Source organism: Micromonospora sp. PTRAS2 (assembly GCF_054052245.1).
Window position 1 is genome coordinate 183,665 of record NZ_JBSWBU010000007.1, and the last position, 16,909, is coordinate 200,573.

17 protein-coding genes are annotated in these 16,909 nt (G+C 74.0%); 7 read left to right on the forward strand and 10 right to left on the reverse strand.

Annotated elements, in window-relative coordinates:
• Nucleotides 1-274 precede the first annotated feature (274 nt).
• Complete coding sequence (locus ACVMYR_RS22255) at nucleotides 275-1,975, reverse strand: protein kinase domain-containing protein (RefSeq protein ID WP_457122629.1); 1,701 nt, start codon at nucleotides 1,973-1,975, stop codon at nucleotides 275-277.
• Between the two features lie 331 nt (nucleotides 1,976-2,306).
• Here ACVMYR_RS22255 and ACVMYR_RS22260 point away from each other — a divergent pair, with 331 nt between their 5' ends.
• Nucleotides 2,307-3,440, forward strand: a complete 1,134-nt coding sequence (locus ACVMYR_RS22260) for a peptidoglycan recognition protein family protein (protein ID WP_091285222.1) — start codon at nucleotides 2,307-2,309, stop codon at nucleotides 3,438-3,440.
• Nucleotides 3,441-3,519: 79 nt separating this feature from the next.
• Here the strand turns inward: ACVMYR_RS22260 and ACVMYR_RS22265 are convergent, their stop codons facing one another.
• Both ACVMYR_RS22265 and ACVMYR_RS22270 read right to left on the reverse strand, forming a co-directional pair.
• Nucleotides 3,520-3,882, reverse strand: a complete 363-nt coding sequence (locus ACVMYR_RS22265) for a recombinase family protein (RefSeq protein ID WP_457122630.1) — start codon at nucleotides 3,880-3,882, stop codon at nucleotides 3,520-3,522.
• 185 nt (nucleotides 3,883-4,067) lie between these two features.
• On the reverse strand, nucleotides 4,068-4,481 hold the full coding sequence (locus ACVMYR_RS22270; RefSeq protein WP_457122631.1) for a winged helix-turn-helix transcriptional regulator: 414 nt from the start codon (nucleotides 4,479-4,481) through the stop codon (nucleotides 4,068-4,070).
• Nucleotides 4,482-4,586: 105 nt separating this feature from the next.
• Here ACVMYR_RS22270 and ACVMYR_RS22275 point away from each other — a divergent pair, with 105 nt between their 5' ends.
• The 3 genes from ACVMYR_RS22275 (at nucleotide 4,587) to ACVMYR_RS22285 (ending at nucleotide 6,701) form a co-directional block, all read left to right on the forward strand.
• Nucleotides 4,587-5,303: a DsbA family oxidoreductase gene (locus ACVMYR_RS22275; protein ID WP_457122632.1), complete on the forward strand. Its 717-nt coding sequence runs from the start codon at nucleotides 4,587-4,589 to the stop codon at nucleotides 5,301-5,303.
• A 36-nt stretch (nucleotides 5,304-5,339) separates the two neighbouring features.
• A complete protein-coding gene (locus ACVMYR_RS22280) occupies nucleotides 5,340-6,005 on the forward strand; it encodes an NAD(P)-dependent oxidoreductase (RefSeq protein WP_457122633.1) in 666 nt (221 codons plus the stop codon).
• Between the two features lie 150 nt (nucleotides 6,006-6,155).
• Nucleotides 6,156-6,701 carry a MarR family winged helix-turn-helix transcriptional regulator gene (locus tag ACVMYR_RS22285; protein ID WP_457122634.1) on the forward strand — a complete coding sequence of 182 codons (546 nt, stop codon included), beginning with the start codon at nucleotides 6,156-6,158 and terminating at the stop codon, nucleotides 6,699-6,701.
• An 11-nt stretch (nucleotides 6,702-6,712) separates the two neighbouring features.
• Here the strand turns inward: ACVMYR_RS22285 and ACVMYR_RS22290 are convergent, their stop codons facing one another.
• From ACVMYR_RS22290 to ACVMYR_RS22305, 4 genes are read right to left on the reverse strand one after another with little or no spacing between them, the layout of a single operon-like run.
• Nucleotides 6,713-7,807 (reverse strand): ABC transporter ATP-binding protein, encoded by a 1,095-nt coding sequence (locus ACVMYR_RS22290; protein ID WP_457122635.1) that lies wholly within the window; start codon nucleotides 7,805-7,807, stop codon nucleotides 6,713-6,715.
• Nucleotides 7,804-8,625, reverse strand: a complete 822-nt coding sequence (locus ACVMYR_RS22295; RefSeq protein WP_091285225.1) for an ABC transporter permease — start codon at nucleotides 8,623-8,625, stop codon at nucleotides 7,804-7,806. The genes ACVMYR_RS22290 and ACVMYR_RS22295 overlap by 4 nt, the downstream gene beginning before the upstream one ends.
• Nucleotides 8,626-8,631: 6 nt before the next feature.
• Nucleotides 8,632-9,429 carry a molybdate ABC transporter substrate-binding protein gene (gene modA, locus ACVMYR_RS22300; RefSeq protein ID WP_457122636.1) on the reverse strand — a complete coding sequence of 266 codons (798 nt, stop codon included), beginning with the start codon at nucleotides 9,427-9,429 and terminating at the stop codon, nucleotides 8,632-8,634.
• Nucleotides 9,426-9,842, reverse strand: coding sequence for a TOBE domain-containing protein (locus tag ACVMYR_RS22305; RefSeq protein WP_091285228.1), 417 nt, complete (start codon nucleotides 9,840-9,842; stop codon nucleotides 9,426-9,428). Before ACVMYR_RS22305 ends, modA begins: the two co-directional genes overlap by 4 nt.
• A gap of 152 nt (nucleotides 9,843-9,994) precedes the next feature.
• Between ACVMYR_RS22305 and ACVMYR_RS22310 the strand changes: the two genes are divergently transcribed.
• Nucleotides 9,995-11,569: a glutamate synthase-related protein gene (locus ACVMYR_RS22310; RefSeq protein ID WP_457122637.1), complete on the forward strand. Its 1,575-nt coding sequence runs from the start codon at nucleotides 9,995-9,997 to the stop codon at nucleotides 11,567-11,569.
• 61 nt (nucleotides 11,570-11,630) lie between these two features.
• Here ACVMYR_RS22310 and ACVMYR_RS22315 read toward each other — a convergent pair whose 3' ends face one another.
• Together ACVMYR_RS22315 and ACVMYR_RS22320 are read right to left on the reverse strand one after the other, a co-directional pair.
• On the reverse strand, nucleotides 11,631-12,812 hold the full coding sequence (locus ACVMYR_RS22315; protein ID WP_077940257.1) for an acyl-CoA dehydrogenase family protein: 1,182 nt from the start codon (nucleotides 12,810-12,812) through the stop codon (nucleotides 11,631-11,633).
• Nucleotides 12,813-12,985: 173 nt separating this feature from the next.
• On the reverse strand, nucleotides 12,986-13,831 hold the full coding sequence (locus ACVMYR_RS22320; protein WP_457122638.1) for a maleylpyruvate isomerase family mycothiol-dependent enzyme: 846 nt from the start codon (nucleotides 13,829-13,831) through the stop codon (nucleotides 12,986-12,988).
• 115 nt (nucleotides 13,832-13,946) lie between these two features.
• Between ACVMYR_RS22320 and ACVMYR_RS22325 the strand changes: the two genes are divergently transcribed.
• Nucleotides 13,947-14,879, forward strand: coding sequence for a hypothetical protein (locus tag ACVMYR_RS22325; RefSeq protein WP_077940256.1), 933 nt, complete (start codon nucleotides 13,947-13,949; stop codon nucleotides 14,877-14,879).
• A gap of 58 nt (nucleotides 14,880-14,937) precedes the next feature.
• On the opposite strand, the gene ACVMYR_RS22330 is transcribed toward ACVMYR_RS22325, so the two are convergent.
• The gene (locus ACVMYR_RS22330; protein WP_282325921.1) at nucleotides 14,938-15,483 is read right to left on the reverse strand and encodes a carboxymuconolactone decarboxylase family protein; all 546 of its coding nucleotides are present in this window, start codon (nucleotides 15,481-15,483) and stop codon (nucleotides 14,938-14,940) included.
• 237 nt (nucleotides 15,484-15,720) lie between these two features.
• On the opposite strand from ACVMYR_RS22330, the gene ACVMYR_RS22335 reads away from it, so the two are divergent.
• Entirely contained in the window at nucleotides 15,721-16,887 is a 1,167-nt protein-coding gene (locus ACVMYR_RS22335) for a M20/M25/M40 family metallo-hydrolase (protein ID WP_077940254.1), read from the forward strand.
• Nucleotides 16,888-16,909 lie beyond the last annotated feature (22 nt).

Sequence of the window (16,909 nt, forward strand, 5' to 3'; positions counted from 1 at the left end):
GGCCGCGGCCACCGGCTCGGTGGAAACCCCGACGGTACGAGACGACACCGCCCCCGCCACCGTCGCCTCCGAACCGGCCCCGGACACCTGCGTCCGCCCCACACCCACCGTCCGCCCCAGACCCACGGTGCTACCCAGGTCCACGGTCGGCTCCCCCACCGACGCGCCCCCAACCGGAAACGCCTCCGTCGGCGCACCATCGGCAGGCAACGCCGCCGTCGGCTCGTTCGGACTACTCACCGCCGCCCCCCATCAACCTCGACCCCACCCGCGATCAACCCGGCGTGCAGAACGACTGCAGGCTCACATACAGCGGCCCCACCGGCCCGGCCGAGTTCCCCGCGGCGTCGACCGCCGTGACGGACACCGGGATACGAACCGTCGTCTCCGGCGCCGCGAACGGACCCAACGTGCCCTGGAAGACGCCCTTCCCCACCGACTCCATGCCCACCGACGTGGACAACCGACCCACGGTGTACCGGAACGTCACCCGCAACTCCCCCGCCTCCGAACGATCGTCGGTCACACTCACCGTCACCGACGTCGACCTAGCCCCGTACTTGCAGTTCTCCGGCTCCAACGTCGTCACCCCGGTGCTCGGCGACCCCACCGAGGGCGCGGTGACATCCGACGGCGGGGACGACGTGCTCGCACTCGGGCTGGGAGTCGTCGACGCCGTCCGGGTGGGCCGGCTCGTCGGCGTCGACGACGGCGGACGCGTCGTGGCCGGCGCACCCGTGGTCGGGGCCGCCACCGTCGGACTCGCCGACGTCGGCGCAGGCGTCGGGGTACCGCCCGACGGACTCACCGTGACCTCCGGCGCGACCGACGCGGAACCACCGCCCGAAACCGGCGTCACCGCCCCGGTCGGATCCTTCGCCTCCACCGGCGCCGCGACGTCGGGCTCCGCACCCGAGGCGTACCGGTAACCGGCACCGCCGACCAGCACCGCCGCCACCAACGCCCCACCGACCAGGGCCGTACGCGCCCGCCCCGTCCGCATCCGCCGACCGGTGCGGATCTCCCGCCCCCTGCCGAACCCGGCGTCCGACCCAAGGACCGTGCTGGCCACGCTCGTGCTGCCGCCCGAGGAATCCGGAAACGGGAAGAACACGGCCAGCAGGGCGGCCCGCCGGGCCAGCTCCCGCACCCCGCGCTCCTCCCAGTCCGGCCCGTACGCCCCGCCCGCGATCTGCTCCAGGAAGCCGAGAAAGACCTGCGCCGGCTGCGGCCGGTCGTCGGGCCGCTTGGCCATCCCCCGGCGCAGCAGCTCGTGCACCGGCGGCGGGGCCGGATCGGTGGGCACCGGCGCGCTGGCGTGCTGGTCACGCAGGGCCAGCAGGCTCCGCCCGTCGTACGGGGGACGGCCCGTCAGGCACTCGAAGAAGGTCGCCGTCGCGGCGTAGATGTCGCAGGCCGGGGCCGCCGCCGCGCCGGTCCACTGCTCCGGCGCCATGTAGCGGGGCGTGCCGCTGACGATGGTGGTCGACTCCCCGCCGATCGGCATGGCGATGCCGAAGTCGGCGAGCTTGCTCTCCCCCTGAGCGGTGACCAGCACGTTCTCCGGCTTGTAGTCGCGGTGCACCACGCCCCGGTCGTGCGCGGCCGCCAGGCCGGCGAGCGAACCCTTGAGGACGCAGAGCGCCGCCTCCGGCCCGGTGGGCCCGTTGGCCCGCAGCATCTGCCGCAGCGAGACGCCGTTGACCAGCTCCATGACGATCGCCGCCCCGGTGGGCGACTCGACGTACTCGTAGAGGCGGGAAACGTGCGGGTCGTCGATGTCGGCCAGCAGGCGGGCCTCGGCGCGGAAGGACTCACGGAACGACGGGTCACCGCCGAGGCCACCGACGAGGTACTTCACGGCGACCGGGGTGCCGGTCGCGTCGTGGGTGGCCAGCACCACCCGACCCGACGCACCCGAGCCCAGCTCACGGACCTCGGTGTAGCCGGACACCAGCCAGCTGTTGGCGCTCATTCGACGGTCTCCACCGCTCCCCCGGGCCGCTGGCCCGCCCACACCCGAATCCGACGCCGCTCATTGTGACCGGCGCCGTCCAGTGGGCCATCGGCGCAACGGCTGCATCCCCTTCCCCGGGCGTGCTTTCGTTGCGCCGGTGTCGGTCGGCTGCGGCGACGTGGCGCACGTCGCGTAAGGCATCCTAGGAGGCTAGGTGAAGTGGGCCGGACCGTCGGGGCGGCGACTGACCCCTGGCGCGCGACCCGCGTTGGCAATATCCTCCACATCACGCGTTGCTCCTGGAGCTCCTTTTCACTCATGCGCCGCCGTCGGCCACAGAGGAGATGCCATGCACTTCGACCATCCGGAGCTCGACCGCCGCACCCTGCTGCGGGCCGGGCTCGGCGCGGCCACGGTCGCCGTCGTCGGCACGCAGCTCGCGACCCCCGCCTCCGCGCGGGCGGCGTCCGGTGCGGACCTCGACTGGATCATTGGCTGCGACGAGTGGGACGCCCGGCCGCCGGCCGATCCGCTCTCGGTCAGCGAGATCGCCACCAACAAGATCATCGTGCATCACATGGCGTTCCCGAACGTCACCGACTACTCCCGCGAGCAGGCCGTGAAGCTGGCCCGGGACTGCCAGGACCTGCACATGGACGGCAACGGCTGGTCGGACACCGGCCAGCACTTCACCGTCAGCCGCGGCGGCTACGTGCTGGAGGGCCGGCACGGCAGCCTCGAACGGCTGGCCGCCGGCGACCGGCAGATGGTCTCCGCGCACTGCCCGGGCGAGAACGGGCGCGCCATCGGCATCGAGAACGAGGGCACGTACGTCGACGAGACCCCGCCGGAGGCGCTGCTGGACTCGCTGGTCAGGCTCTGCGCCACGATCGGCCGGCAGTACGGCCTGCACGCCCACGACATCTTCGGCCACTGGGACTTCCGCACCACCGCGTGCCCCGGGACGGCGTTCTACCGGCAGTTTCCGGAGCTGCGCAGGCGGGTGGCCCGCGAGCTGGGCACCAGCCTCGGCGACGTGCCGGCCCGGCGCTGGCCGGACCTGTGGCGGTTCGTCAGCTCCCCCTCGGTGCGGGTGGTGCAGTACCTGCTCACCCACCGGGGCTACGCGGTGCCCGTCAACAGCACGTTCGACGCCGCCACCGTCGCCGCCGTGCAGGACTGGCAGGCCCGCAACGGCATCCCGGTCGACGTGGACGCCACCCTCACCACGCCCACCTGGGAGACCCTCGCCCCCGAGCTGGGCCGGGACGCCAGCGGCGCGCCGGTCAGCGCCGTGCAGTTCATCCTCAACTGGAAGGGCTACGCCGACGTGGCGGTGACCGGCGAGTTCGACCACGCCACCCGCCGGGCCGTGCAGGACGTGCAGCGGCTGCACGGCCTGCCGCCCAACGGCAAGGTCGGCACGGGCACGTGGTGCGCGATCGTCGGCGGAGTGGTCCGGCAGTCGTTCCGGCGGCCCTGACGGACCCGGCCGGGCGGGCCGGCGACGGCCGACCCGCCCGGCCGCGTCGAGGCGTTGCCAACGGATGCGCGACCAGGGGTCAACAGTTGTTCTTCTTTCCCCTGGTGACGACGAGCTGCGAGGCGATGTCGCGCAGGCGCATCTCGTCACTGCGCAGGTGTAGTGCCATGGCGAGCATGGCGAGGGCGGCCAGTTCCAGCCCGCGGCACAGGTGCTTGTGCTCGTGGCCGACGAGGGTGACCGCGGCGCCGGAGGCGCGGAGCTCCTGGGCGAGATGGACGGCCTGGTCGAGCTCGGGCCGCGTCGCCGCGCGGGTGGAGATCTTCTCGGAGAAGATCCGGGTGATGCCGGCGCAGTGCGGTGAGTCGAGCCGGGTGTCCCGGGATTGCCGGCCCGTGGAGGCACGGGCGTAGCCGATGCGGACGTGGCCGGCCGACCCCACTTCGCGTCGGGAGGGCGGGGCAGTTCGATCCAGGTCGACCCCGGCTTGCGGACTCGGGGGTGGCGACGTTGAGCGTCTTGACCAGGTGGGGTACGAGCCGGAAGCGAGCGGTGCCGTACTGGAGACGACCTTGCGCAGGCGAACGCCGATGAGACGCATCGCGTCCGCGACCGCCTGCGCAGCGGTCAGGATCCGGTCGTCGCGGCGCGCTCGCGATTGGCCCGGATCTCGTCGTGGTGGTCGGCGGCCCAGCCGATCAGCGAGGTGACGATCTCGTGTAGCCCGCGGCCCAACGGGGCGAGGGTGTACTCGACGCGCGGAGGGACCTCGGCGTAGGCGGTGCGGGTGATAAGCCCGTCCTGCCTGAGCTGGCGAAGGGTCAGGCTGAGCATGCGCTGGGAGATGCCGGGGACCTGCCGTTGCAGGTCGGTGTAGCGCAGCGGCCCGGACTCCAGGACCGCGATGATCAACAGGCTCCACTTGTCGCCGACGCGGTCGAGGGTCTGGCGGATGAAGTCCATGTGCTCGACAGGGATGGCTGCGCACGGCCCGATCGCCGCCGCTCCTGCCGTCGCCTCTGCTCCGTCGACCGTCTCCATGACGCACATTCCTCTCCGACACGAACACCGGTGTGCCTTTTGTACCGCCTTCCATGCTGGCCTATCGTTGCGTTACAAACAAGTCGTAAGAAAAGGAGGTTAGTGATGAAGGTGGACATTTGGGCCGAAGTTACCTGCCCCTGGTGCGGCCTGGGGAACTACCGGGTGACCAAGGCCATCGAGCGGTTCGAGCACGCGGACGAGGTGGAACTGGTCCACCACTCGTTCCCGCTCAGCAGCAGCTTCCCCGAGGGGGACACCTTCTCCGTCCGCGAGGCCCTGCTCCGCCGGCACGGTATGGGCGGCAGTCAGGCCGAGACCTCGACCCGGCGGATCGAGAAGCTCGCCGAGAGCGAGGGACTCATCCCGTACCAGGTACTGGACAACAAGGTGGGTAACACCGATCTGGCGCACGAGTTCCTCGCCCACGCCAGCGCCCAGGGCAAGAACCGCGAGGCCTGGGACGCGGTCTTCACCACCTACTTCGGCAGGGCCGAGCCGGTCTTCTCCTCCGACGACCTGCTGGGGCTCTCCGACGAACTCGGCCTGGACCGCGAGCAGACCCGCCAGGCCCTCACCGACCGCCGCTACCGCCAGCAGGTCCGCGACGACGCGGCCCGCGCCCAGCGCCTGGGGGCGACCGGCGCGCCGTTCATCGTCATCGACGACCGCTACGGCGTGCCCGGCGCCCAGGACAGCGACAGCCTCCTTGAGCTGCTGCGCAAGGCCTGGGACGACAGCCATCCCCGCACCCTCGCCGACCACGCCGGCGATGAGCCGGTCTGCGGACCGGACGGCTGCGCCGTCCCCGAGCGCGCCTGATCCACCCCTGAACTGAGCGAAAGGCACCTGATCACCATGAGCAACCTCCTCGTCCTCGGCGGCAGCGGCCGCACCGGCGCTCACGTGCTGGCGTACGCGGCTCAGCGCGGCTACCGCGTCCGCGCCCTCGTCCGCGACCCCGACAAGGTGCAGGCACCGGCCGGCGTAGAGCTGATCCCTGGCACCCCTGCGAACATCGACGACATCCGCCGGGCTGCCGAAGGCACCGAGGGGGTGATCAGCGTCCTGAACAACGCCCGCGCCTCCGACAACCCGTGGGCCAAGCCGGTCAGCCCGCCGATGTTCATGACCGTCGCTGCCCGCCACACTCTCACCGCCATGGGCGAGCAGGGCATCCGCCGCATCGTGCTGACGTCCACGCAGGGCGCGGGCGGCGACTGGGCCCGGCTCAACCCGCTGGTCAGGGCGTTCATCAAACTGTCGAACATCAAGGCAGGCTTCGAGGACCACACCGGGGTCGACCAGGTCATCCACGCCTCGTCCGGCATCGACTGGACCCTGGCCCGCGCCGTGACCCTGACCGACAAGCCCGCCGGTGGTCCCGTGCGGGCCGCCGAGGCAGGCACCGAAAGGCCCGGCGCACGGATCAACCGCGCCGACCTCGCCCGGTTCCTCGTTCAGACGATCGAGGACGACGCATGGATCCGCAAAGCGCCCCTGGTCTGGAACACCCGCGGCTGACCCGTCCCGCCCGGCTGCGCTGGTCCCCTGATCCGTCAGCAACGCCCCGGGTCGGCAGGGCGGGTGCGCATACCGGCCTGTCGCTGCGCAAAACGGATTTTTGCTGCCATGATGGACTCCCGCCGCCCGCACCGCAGCCGGAGGTCCACCATGGCCGATCCACCGCCGGGCATCGAGGACAAGGCGGTGGCGGCACTCCTGGCCGCCAGCGGGGCCCTCGTCGGACTGACCACCCGGTCGCTGGCCGGGATCGGCCCGGAGGTCACCCTGTCCCAGTTCCGCACGCTGGTCGTCCTGGCCGCGCGAGGGCCCCAACGCGCGGCGGAGATCGCCGCCGAGCTCGGCGTCGCCCCCTCCGCGGGCACCCGGATGTGCGACCGGCTGGCCGCCAAAGGGCTGGTCCAGCGGACCCGCTCGGCCAGCGACCGCCGGGTGGTGCGGCTGCGGCTGAGCGCCACGGGGGCCGGCCTGGTCGACGAGGTGCTCCGCCGGCGGCGGGAGGCGCTGTCCCGCATCGTCGCGCAGACGGCCGCGCACTGGTGCCCGGAGGCGGTCGCGGCCCTGACCGCGTTCGCGGTGGCCGCGGACGAGACGCCGGAGCGGCAGTGGTGCCACGGCTGGTCACTGGCGCGGGAGCACGCCCCGCGTCCCCGCGCCGGCCGCGTGCCGACCGGGCCGGAGGCGTCGACCACCTGAGCCGGTGCGGATCAGCCGCCCGCCGGGTACGCGCGGGTCTCGGCGGCCTTCACCGCCGCCCACACCTGCTGGCCGGGGCGCAGCCGCAGCGCGGCGACGGCCGCCGGGGTGACGTCGGCGGAGACCGGTAGCGGGCCGTCCAACTCGACCCGCAGGTGGTCCCCGTGCCGTTGCACCCCGGCCACCGTGGCGGGCCAGGTGTTGCGAGGGCTGCCGTCGGGCCGGGCCGGGTGCAGGGCCACGGCGGCGGGCGGGAACGCGACGAACGCCTCCCCGACGACGCGGTCGACGGCGGTCAGGGTCAGCGCCCCGACGCGCACCTGGTGGCCGTCGGCGTGGCCCCGGTGCAGGTTCAGCCCGACCAGGCGGGCGACGTAGTCGGTGCGAGGGCGGGCGGTGACGGCGGCCGCGTCCCCCTCCTGGACCACCCGGCCGCCCTCCACGATGACCAGCCGGTCGGCCAGCACCAGCGCGTCGAGGGGGTCGTGGGTGACCAGCACGGTCGCGCCGGGGTGCGCGCCGAGATGGCGGTGCAGATCGGCGCGGGTGTCCACCCGGGTGCGGGCGTCGAGGGCGGCGAGCGGCTCGTCGAGCAGCAGCAGGGTCGGCTCCACGGCGAGGGCCCGGGCCAGCGCCACCCGCTGGGCCTGGCCGCCGGAGAGCTCCCGGGGACGGCGGCGGGCGTAGCCGGCGAGGCCGACCCGGTCCAGCCAGGCGTCGGCGCGGGCGCGGGCGGCGCGCCGGTCCGCGCCGCGCCGGCGGGGACCGAAGGCGACGTTGTCGCGGGCGCTCAGGTGCGGAAAGAGCAGGTAGTCCTGGAAGACGACGCCGACCGGGCGGCGCTCCGGCGGGACCCACACCCGCCCGTCGGGGCGGTCGAGGTCGACCCCGTCGAGGGTGAGGTGCCCGGCCGCCAGCGGGTGCAGGCCGGCCAGGGCGCGCAGCGCGGTGGTCTTGCCCGCGCCGTTGGGCCCGAGCAGCGCGACCACCTCCCCCGCCCGCACCCGCAGCGCCACGTCGAGGTGGAATCCGCCCCGGTCGGCGACGAGGTGGGCGTCGAGCAGCGGGGTCCCGGCCGCCCGGCGGCGCGGCCCGGCGGCGGTCACGGGCCGGTGACCCAGCGGTCGCGCAGGCCGGCGAGGATCGCCACGGAGACGGTGAGCAGCACCAGGCTCAGCACGATCGCGGCCTCCAGGTCGGTCTCCAGGGCCAGGTAGACGGCCAGCGGCATGGTCTGGGTGCGGCCGGGAAAGTTGCCGGCGAAGGTGATGGTCGCGCCGAACTCGCCGAGGGCGCGGGCCCAGCACAGCACCGCGCCGGCCGCCACGCCGGGGGCGACCAGCGGCAGCGTGACGTGGGTGAACGTCGTCCACCGGCCCGCGCCCAGGGTGGCGGCCGCCTCCTCGTACCGGCTGTCGGCGGCGCGCAGGGCGCCCTCGACGGCGATGACCAGGAACGGCATGGCCACGAACGCCTCGGCGAGGACCACCCCGGCGGTGGTGAACGGCAGGGTGACGCCGAAGGTCGCGTCGAGCCAGCCGCCGAGCAGCCCCCGCCGGCCGAAGACCAGCAGGAGGGCCACGCCGCCGACCACCGGCGGCAACACCAACGGCACCGTGACCAGCGCCCGCACCAGCCGCCGGCCGGGGAACCGCACCCGCGCCAACACCCAGGCCAGGGGTACGCCGAGGGCGAGGCAGAGCAGCGTCGCTCCGGTGGCGGTCAGCAGGGACAGCCGCAGCGCGGTGAGCACCCCCGGCGCGGCGAGCCGCTGCGGCAGGGTGGCCCAGGGTGCACGGGCGAGCAGCCCGGTCAGGGGCAGCACCAGGAAGGCCAGCCCGAGGCCGGCGGGAACGAACAGGGCGACGGGCACCCGCCGGCCGGGGACGCGGCGGCGCGGGGCCGGGCCGGGTGGGCGTACCACCGGCGGTCAGGCCCGGGGCGGCTGGAACCCGGCGGCGGTCAACGCGGCCCGGCCCCGGTCGGACAGCACGTACGCGACGAAGGCCCGCGCGGCCGTCGGGTTGCCGGCCTGGCGCAGCACGACGATCGGGTAGTCGTTGACGGCCCGGGCCGACTCGGGAAACTCCACGGCGTCCACCTGGGACGCGGCGGCGGTGGCGTCGGTGCGGTAGACCAGCGCGGCGTCGACCTCGCCGAGGCGCACCTTGGCCAGCGCGCCCTTGACGTCGGATTCGAGGGTGACCGGGGTGAGCGCCACGCCGGCGGCGTCCAGGGCGGTGCGGGCCGCCGCGCCGCAGGGCACCTGCTCGGCGCAGAGCGCCACCTTCACCCCGGGCCGGGTCAGGTCGGCCAGCGCGCCGACGCCCTTCGGGTTGCCCTTCGGCACGGCGATGACCAGCTGGTTGCGGGCGAAGGTGGCCGGCTCGCCGGCGGCGTTGCCGGCGTCGGTGACCGGGCGCATGGTGGCCGGGGACGCGGCGGCGAACACGTCGGCGGGGGCGCCCTGGTTGACCTGGGTGGCGAGGGCCGAGCTGCCGGCGAAGCTGAAGGTGACGGTGGTGCCCGGGTGGGCGGCCTCGAACTCGTCGCCGAGCCGGTGGAACGACTCCGTCAGCGACGCCGCGGCGAGGACGGTGACCGGGCCGCGCACCTCGGCGCCGCTCTCCCCCGGCGCCGGCCGGTCGGACCCGCCGGCGCAACCGGCGAGGGCGAGGGCCAGGGCGAACGCCCCGGCGAGGGCGGTGCGGGTCGTCGTTCCGGTCACGTGCCGGTCCTGCCTTTCGCAGCGGACGGCCGCTCCACCACGACCGTCGTCGACTTGATGACCGCGACGGCGATCGCGCCGACCTCGAGGCCCAGGTCGTCGACCGCCTCGCGGCTCATCAGCGACACGACCCGGAACGGCCCGGCCTGGATGTCGACCTGGGCCATGACGGTGTCCTTGACCACCGCGGTGACGATGCCGCGCAGCCGGTTGCGCGCCGAGGACAGCTCGGCGTGCTCCTCGGGCGCGGCGGCCGCGGCCCGGACGAAGGCGGCCAGGTCCACGCCGTCGAGCACCCGGTGGCCGTGCGCGTCGCGGGTGGCGGCGAGGCGGCCGGCGTCGACCCAGCGTCGCACCGTGTCGGTGCTGACGCCGAGCAGTTCGGCTGCCTCGCCGATCCGGAACATCGCCACGCCGACACCCTACCGTGCCGCGCCTGCGGGGAAACCTGCGGGTTATGCATGGCATCAGCAAGCCGACACGGGCCTTTCTCATTGCAGGTGCAGCACACGGCGGGGCGCGGACGAACCGTGCGGCGGCCGGCGGGTGCGGGGAGACTGGCGGCATGAGATGGGCCCGCCGAGCCGTACCCGCCGTCACCGCCGCCGTCGCGGCCCTCGCCGCCCGCGACGTCCTGCAACGCGACCACGCCCTGCTGCGCAACTTCCCCGTGCTCGGGCGGGCCCGCTACCTGCTGGAGTCGCTGGGCCCCGAGCTGCGGCAGTACATCGTGGCCGGCAACAACGAGGAGCGGCCGTTCACCCGCGACCAGCGGCGCTGGGTGTACGCGTCGGCGAAGCAGGAGAACAACTACTTCGGGTTCGGCACGGACAACGACATCGAGTACACGGCCGGCTATCCGATCATCAAGCACCGCACGTTCGGCCGGGCCGTGCCGCCGTCGGCGCCGGCCGCCGGGCAGGACGTGCGGCTGCCGTGCGCGAAGGTGCTCGGGGCGGCCCGGGGGCGGGCGCGGGCGTTCCGGCCGGAGTCGGTGGTCAACATCTCCGGGATGAGCTTCGGCTCGCTGTCGGGCAACGCCGTGGCGGCGCTCAACCGGGGCGCGGCCCTGGCCGGCTGCCTGCACAACACCGGCGAGGGCGGCCTGTCGCCGTACCACCGGCGCGGCGGGGAGCTGGTGTTCCAGCTCGGCACCGCATACTTCGGCTGCCGCGACGAGCGCGGCCGGTTCGACCTGGCCCGGCTGAAGGATCTGGTCGCCGGCGCGCCGGTGCGGGCGCTGGAGGTGAAGCTGAGCCAGGGCGCGAAGCCGAGCCTGGGCGGGCTGCTGCCGGGGGCGAAGGTGTCGGCGGAGATCGCCGCGACCCGGGGCGTCCCGCAGGGGCGCGACTGCGTCAGCCCGTCCCGGCACGCCGAGTTCGCCGACTGCGACAGTCTGCTGGACTGGGTGGAGCTGCTGGCCGCCGAGACCGGTCTGCCGGTGGGGATCAAGTCCGCCGTCGGTGACCTCGGCTTCTGGGCGGAGCTGGCCACCCTGATGCGCGACACCGGCCGGGGGGTCGACTTCGTCACCGTCGACGGCGGCGAGGGCGGCACCGGCGCGGCACCGCTGATCTTCACGGACTCGGTGTCGCTGCCGTTCCAGCAGGGCTTCTCCCGGGTCTACAAGGTCTTCGCCGAACGGGGGCTGCACGAGCAGGTGGTGTTCGTCGGCGCCGGCAAGCTGGGCCTGCCCGACAACGCCGTGGTGGCGTTCGCCCTCGGCTGCGACATGGTCAACGTGGGCCGGGAGGCGATGCTGGCGATCGGCTGCATCCAGGCCCAGAAGTGCCACACCGACACCTGCCCGACCGGGGTGGCGACACAGCACCCGTGGCTGGCCCGGGGCCTGGACCCGGCGCGCAAATCGGTGCGGGCGGCGAACTACCTGCGGACCCTGCGCCGGGACCTGGTAAAGGTCGCCGAGGCGTGCGGGGTGGAGCACCCGGGGCTGATCGACGCGGACTCGGTGGAGATCCTCGACGGGCGCACCTCCGCCACGCCGCTGCGCGAGGTGTACGGCTACCGTCCCGACTGGGGCCTGCCCTCGGCGGCCGACCAGGCGGAGATCGTCCGGCTGATGACCCCGCAGGCGCCCCGGGGCGGCACCGCGACGCCCTCCCCCACCGCCGTGCGCTGACGCCGCGCCGCGCCGGCGCTCCCAGCGGCGGTGGTGGGAGCGCCGGCGCGGTGGTCGGGCGTCACATGTAGAGGGTGTTGGGCTCCAGCCCGCACAGCACCCGGCCGTACAGCTCGGTGTTGACGTCGGGGACGACGAGGCCGTGCAGCGCGGCCGAGGTGATGTCCCGCACGATGCGCTGGATCGGGACGTCGCTGTAGATGGAGGTGCCGCCGCTGGCCATCTGGAAGGTGTCGGCGACCTCCTTGGCCAGGCGGGCCGCCTCGCCCTGGTCGGCGCGCACCCGGACCCGCTCCTCGACGGTCCACGCCTCGCCGCTGAACGCCTTGTGGTCGACGACCTCGGCGATCCGCCGGGCGTGGAACATGGCCTGGTCGATCTTGTGGGCGGCGGCCCCGACCCGCAGGTGGGTCAGCGGGGCCTCGGCCTGGCTCGGGTAGTCGGTGTAGATGATCTTCCGGTCCGGCAGCCGGTCGAAGAAGGTGTCCCACGCCGCCTTGGCGATCCCGACCAGCATGCCGACCCCGGAGACCGCGGCGACCAGCGTGGCCGGGGTGGAATAGATCGGGATGTTCCGGTTGGTCTCCGACAGCGTGTTCGGGGCGAGCGCCGCGCCCAGCGGGATGACCCGCTCGGCGGGCAGGAAGACGTTCGTGGCCACCGTCGTGATGCTGCCCGAGCCGCGCAGCCCGGTGGTGTGCCAGTCGTCGACGAGCTCCATGTCGGACATCGGCACCATGGTCATGACCGGCTCCGGCTCGGCGCCGTCGCGCAGGATCACGGCCGCCGCCTCCATCCAGTGCGCGTGGTGCGCCCCGCTGACGAAGGGCCACCGGCCGTTGAGGATGTAGCCGCCCTCGACCGGCACCATCGTGCCCTTGGGGGCGTTGGTCCCACAGACCCGCACGTCGGGGGTCGAGAAGACCTCGTCCTGCACCTGGTCGGGGAACATGCAGACCAGGTAGGTGGGGATCCAGTTCACCATCGCGACCCAGGCCACGGAGGCGTCGATGCGGCCCAGGGCCGCGCCGACCTCGACCAGCGTCGCGCCGTCGCACTCGTAGCCGCCGTAGCGCTTGGGCACCCGCATCCGGAAGATGCCCGCCTCGGCCATCGCCTCGACTGTCGCCTCGTGCAGCCGGCGGTTCTCCTCCGACCAGGCCACGTGCTCCCGCAGCACCGGCTCGGCCTTGGCGACGCGGCTGAGGATCTCCTCGCGCGTGGGGGTTTCGGTTACAGTCACCAGTCCTCCTTGGGAAGGCTCTCCGGTCTTGTGGACCTTGTCCGTCCCACGGTCGCACCCGTCGCCGTGCGGGCACTTCTTCCGTGTTGCGCCCCGCGCCTCCCGCCGCCGGCCGGCCGTCGTCCGCCGGCACGGCCGCCCGTCCCGGGGGCCGGCAAGGGCGGCGGCCCAGGTCAGGACGGCAGGCGCATGGTACGCAGGAAGACCGGCAGCAGCCAGGGCCGGCGGCCGCCCACCCACAGCTTGCGGGCGAGGACCGCGCGCGGCCGGGACACCCGGCCGAACAACATCAGGGTGAACACCGCCGGGTCGAAGGAGAGCCGGACGTCCGGACGGGACTCGGTCGGCGCCACCGTCACCCGGCCATCGGCCAGGGCCATCGTCACCTCGGGGCCGAAGCGGTGCCGGAAGTTCACCGAGATGGTCCCCGGACGCACCGGGCCGTCCCGGTCCAGCAGCCGGCCGTAACCGCGCCTGGTCATGCCCACCATGAACAGGTCCACGAAGAGCGCCGCGTCGGCGGGATCGACGACCCAGCGCCGGCCGATCGCCCGGGCGATGTCCCAGGCGTGCAGGTTCAGCTCGTTGAGCAGGTGGGCCAGCAGGCCCGTGACCGGCAGCCGGGCCCCGCCGAGCCAGGACACCTCGTGCTCCGGACCGGCCTCGTCGACCGCTCGCAGCACCTCCTCGACGTCGGCGCGCAGCCGGTCGGCCAGCACCGGCAGCCGCCGCTCGGTGAAGTGCCGCAGCACCTCGGCGTTCATCACCGAGATCGTGTCGACCGTGGTGCGCCGGCGCAGTTCGAGCAGGTCGGGCACCGGCAGGTCGGGCGGGCCGCCTCGGACCAGGGCCAGGCCCATCGCGGCGACGCCGCACAGGTGCGCCATGGTGTCCGCCACCGTCCAGTGCGCGGTGGCGGGCCGGGCGGGCGGGGCGTCGTCGACGAGGTCGAGCAGCCGCCCGAGGACGACGGGCACGGAGGTGCGGACGCGACGCCACTGGTGCGGGTTGACCGACATGTGTCCACGATGGAGGATGCGGGTGCGCGAACACTTGTTCGAGGTTGCCGTCCTGCGGGGGCGATCGGGCAACCTCGAAGAAGCCGATGGGGTCACCCGTCCCCACAATCCATCCATGGCTGTCACCGAAAGAGGACGCGCGGTCCACCTCTCCGCGCACACCCACCCGCGCTCGCGCGGGATCGTCCTGGGCGGCGTCGCGGCGGGAGTCCTGCTGGCGGTGCTGTGGTCGTACGAGTTCGTCGACCACGTGATCGGCGACAACGTCGCCAACACCCTGCTGGGCCACGACGCGAAGAGCACCGCCATCGGTGGCACCGTCGCGGGCCTGGTCTTCGCCTTCGTCTCCGGCCTGGCCGGCACGTTCACGGCGTGCAACATCGCGATGGCCGCCGCCGTCGGCCCGATGAGCCAGGCCGGCGGGGCGGGGGCGACCCGGGCCGGGCTGCGCGTCCTGCTGCGGCCGGTCGGCTGGCTCACCGTCGGGATGGTGGCGGTCGCCGCGACGTACGGCTTCGTCGGCGTGCTGCTCGGCGACCGGCTGCCGCAGCTGTCCACCGGCACCGTCGGCGGGCTGCCCGTGCGCCTGGTCCAGTCGATGGTCGTCTTCGGCGTGATCGGCCTCGCCTTCGTCTACCTCGGCCTGGCCGCCCTCGGCACGCTGCCGGACCCGTTCGCGCACCGCCCGGTCGCCCGGGTCGTGGTGCTCGGCGCGCTCGTCGGCGGGTTCCTCATCGGCCGGCCGTACCCGCTGTTCAACAAGCTGTTCCACTGGGCGGTGGACACCGGCAACCCGCTCTACGGCGCGGGCGCGTTCGTGCTCCAGTCGCTGGGCAACATCGCCATCGTCGCCGCCCTGTTCGCGCTGGTCATCGTGGTCACCCGGGGCCGGTTCGTGCAGTGGCTCGCCGCCAGCCCCGCCCGCACCGCCGCGGTCACCGGGGCGCTGCTGATCGCGCTGGGCGTGTTCATGGTCGTCTACTGGGACGTGCGGCTGCCCGCCATGTTCGGCTACGGCTGGTTCCCCACCATGCCGTACAACGGTTAGGACGCGGGTCGTGCCGGCGGGCGCGGGGCCGCGCCCGCCGGGCCGGGGCCGCTCGGGCCTAGCCGACGTACCCGCCGACCTTGATCCGCTGCGCGGTCTCGGTGTAGGCCGACGGGTCCTCCGGCAGCCGGGTGCCGAGCCCGTCGACGTAGCGGTTGAACATGCAGAACGCGGCCGCGATCAGCACCGTGTCGTGGATCTCCAGGTCGGTCGCGCCCTCGGCGCGGGCCGCGTCGACCAGGGCGGCGCTCACGGTGCGGCCGCCCGCCTGGACGGCGGCGGCGATCCGCAGCAGGCCGCGCAGCTTCGCGGAGACCTCCGCCGTGTCCGGGTCGGCCCGGACCTGGGTCACCAGCGGCATGCCGCCGTCGAGCTGGGCGGCGGCGAACGCCGAGTGCGACGAGCAGCAGAACGTGCACTCGTTGAGCCCGGAGACGTACGCGGCGATCAGCTCCCGCTCGCCGGCGCTGAGGGTGGGGTGCGGGGCGTGCAGCAACGCCTCGGCCAGGGCGTTGAGCGCCACGGCGGTCTCCGGCCGGTAACGCATCAGCCCGCTGATGCCCGGGTACTGCGTCTCGTCCAGACCCAGATCGATGTGTGCCACGTGTCTCTCCTCGGCGTGACAGGCCGCGGCCGGCGGCGACGCGGTCCTGCTGCGCATGGTGCCGGCCCCGCCGCCGGTCCGCTTCTTCGACCGTGCCCACTGCGCCCGGCGCCCACCGGCCGCGATCTCTTCGAGAATGCCGTCCGCGGGGCCGGCACCTGCGCCGACACGGAGGGCGACGAGCAGGGCACGGATGCGTATTGCCGCTGCACAGCAGCCGCTGCCACGATCGGCACCATGGTCGACACGACGCACATACGGCAGGGGGCCCGGGCGCAGTCCGGGACCATGGTGGACCGACTTCGCCAACTCGTACACGCCGAATCCCCGCCCGGGGCCGTGCGGCGCCTGCATGCCTGCGCCGACCTGCTGGAGAGCTGGATCAGTCCGCTGCTGGGCCGGCCCGCCGTGCGGGTCACCCGCGACGGGCTGCCGCACCTGCTCTGGCAGGCCGAGGACCAGCGGGTGCTGCTGCTGGGGCACTACGACACGGTGTGGCCGGAGGGCACCACGCGGGACTGGCCCTTCGCGCTCGCCGAGCACATCGCCACCGGGCCCGGGGTGTGCGACATGAAGTCCGGCATCGTGCAGCTGGTCACCGCCCTGTCCCTGCTGCCCGACCCCTCCCGGGTGGGGGTGCTGCTGACCTGCGACGAGGAGAGCGGGTCGCCGACGTCCCGGCCGCTGATCGAGCAGCAGGCCCGCCGGTCGCGGGCCGTGCTGGTGGGCGAGCCGTCCACCGAGACGGGCGCGCTCAAGGTCGCCCGCAAGGGCGGTTCGCGGTACGAGATCACCGTCCGCGGCCGGGCCGCGCACGCGGGCGTGGAACCGCACCGGGGGGTGAACGCGGCCGTCGAGCTGGCCCACCAGGTCCTCGCCGTACGCGCGTTCGCCGCCGAGGGCACCAGCGTCACACCGACGGTGCTCAGCGCCGGCAGCATCAGCAACCAGGTGCCCGAGTCGGCGACGTTCTGCGTCGACGTGCGCGCCTGGACCCGGGAGGAGCTCGACCGGGTGGACCGGCAGATGCACGCGCTGACCCCGCAGCTGGCCGAGGCCGCGCTCGTGGTGGGCGGCGGGATCAACCGCTACCCGCTGCAGGAGGCGGTGGCGATGCCGCTGCTGGAGGTCGCCCGCCGGGCGGGACGCGAGCTGGGCCTGCCGCCGCTGGAGGCCGCGCACGCCGCCGGCGCCTCCGACGCGAACTTCACCGGGTCGCTGGGCGTGGCCACCCTCGACGGCCTGGGCGGGGTGGGCGGCGGGTCGCACGCCCGCAGCGAGTGGGTGGACGTCAGCCAGATGCCCGACCGGGCCGCCCTGCTCGCCGCGACCGTCGCCGGGGTGCTCACCCGGCAGCGGCGGGGCCCGACGCCCGCGGCCCGGGGCGTGCCCGCGCGCCTGTGAGGCGCGTCGCTGCTGTCCACGG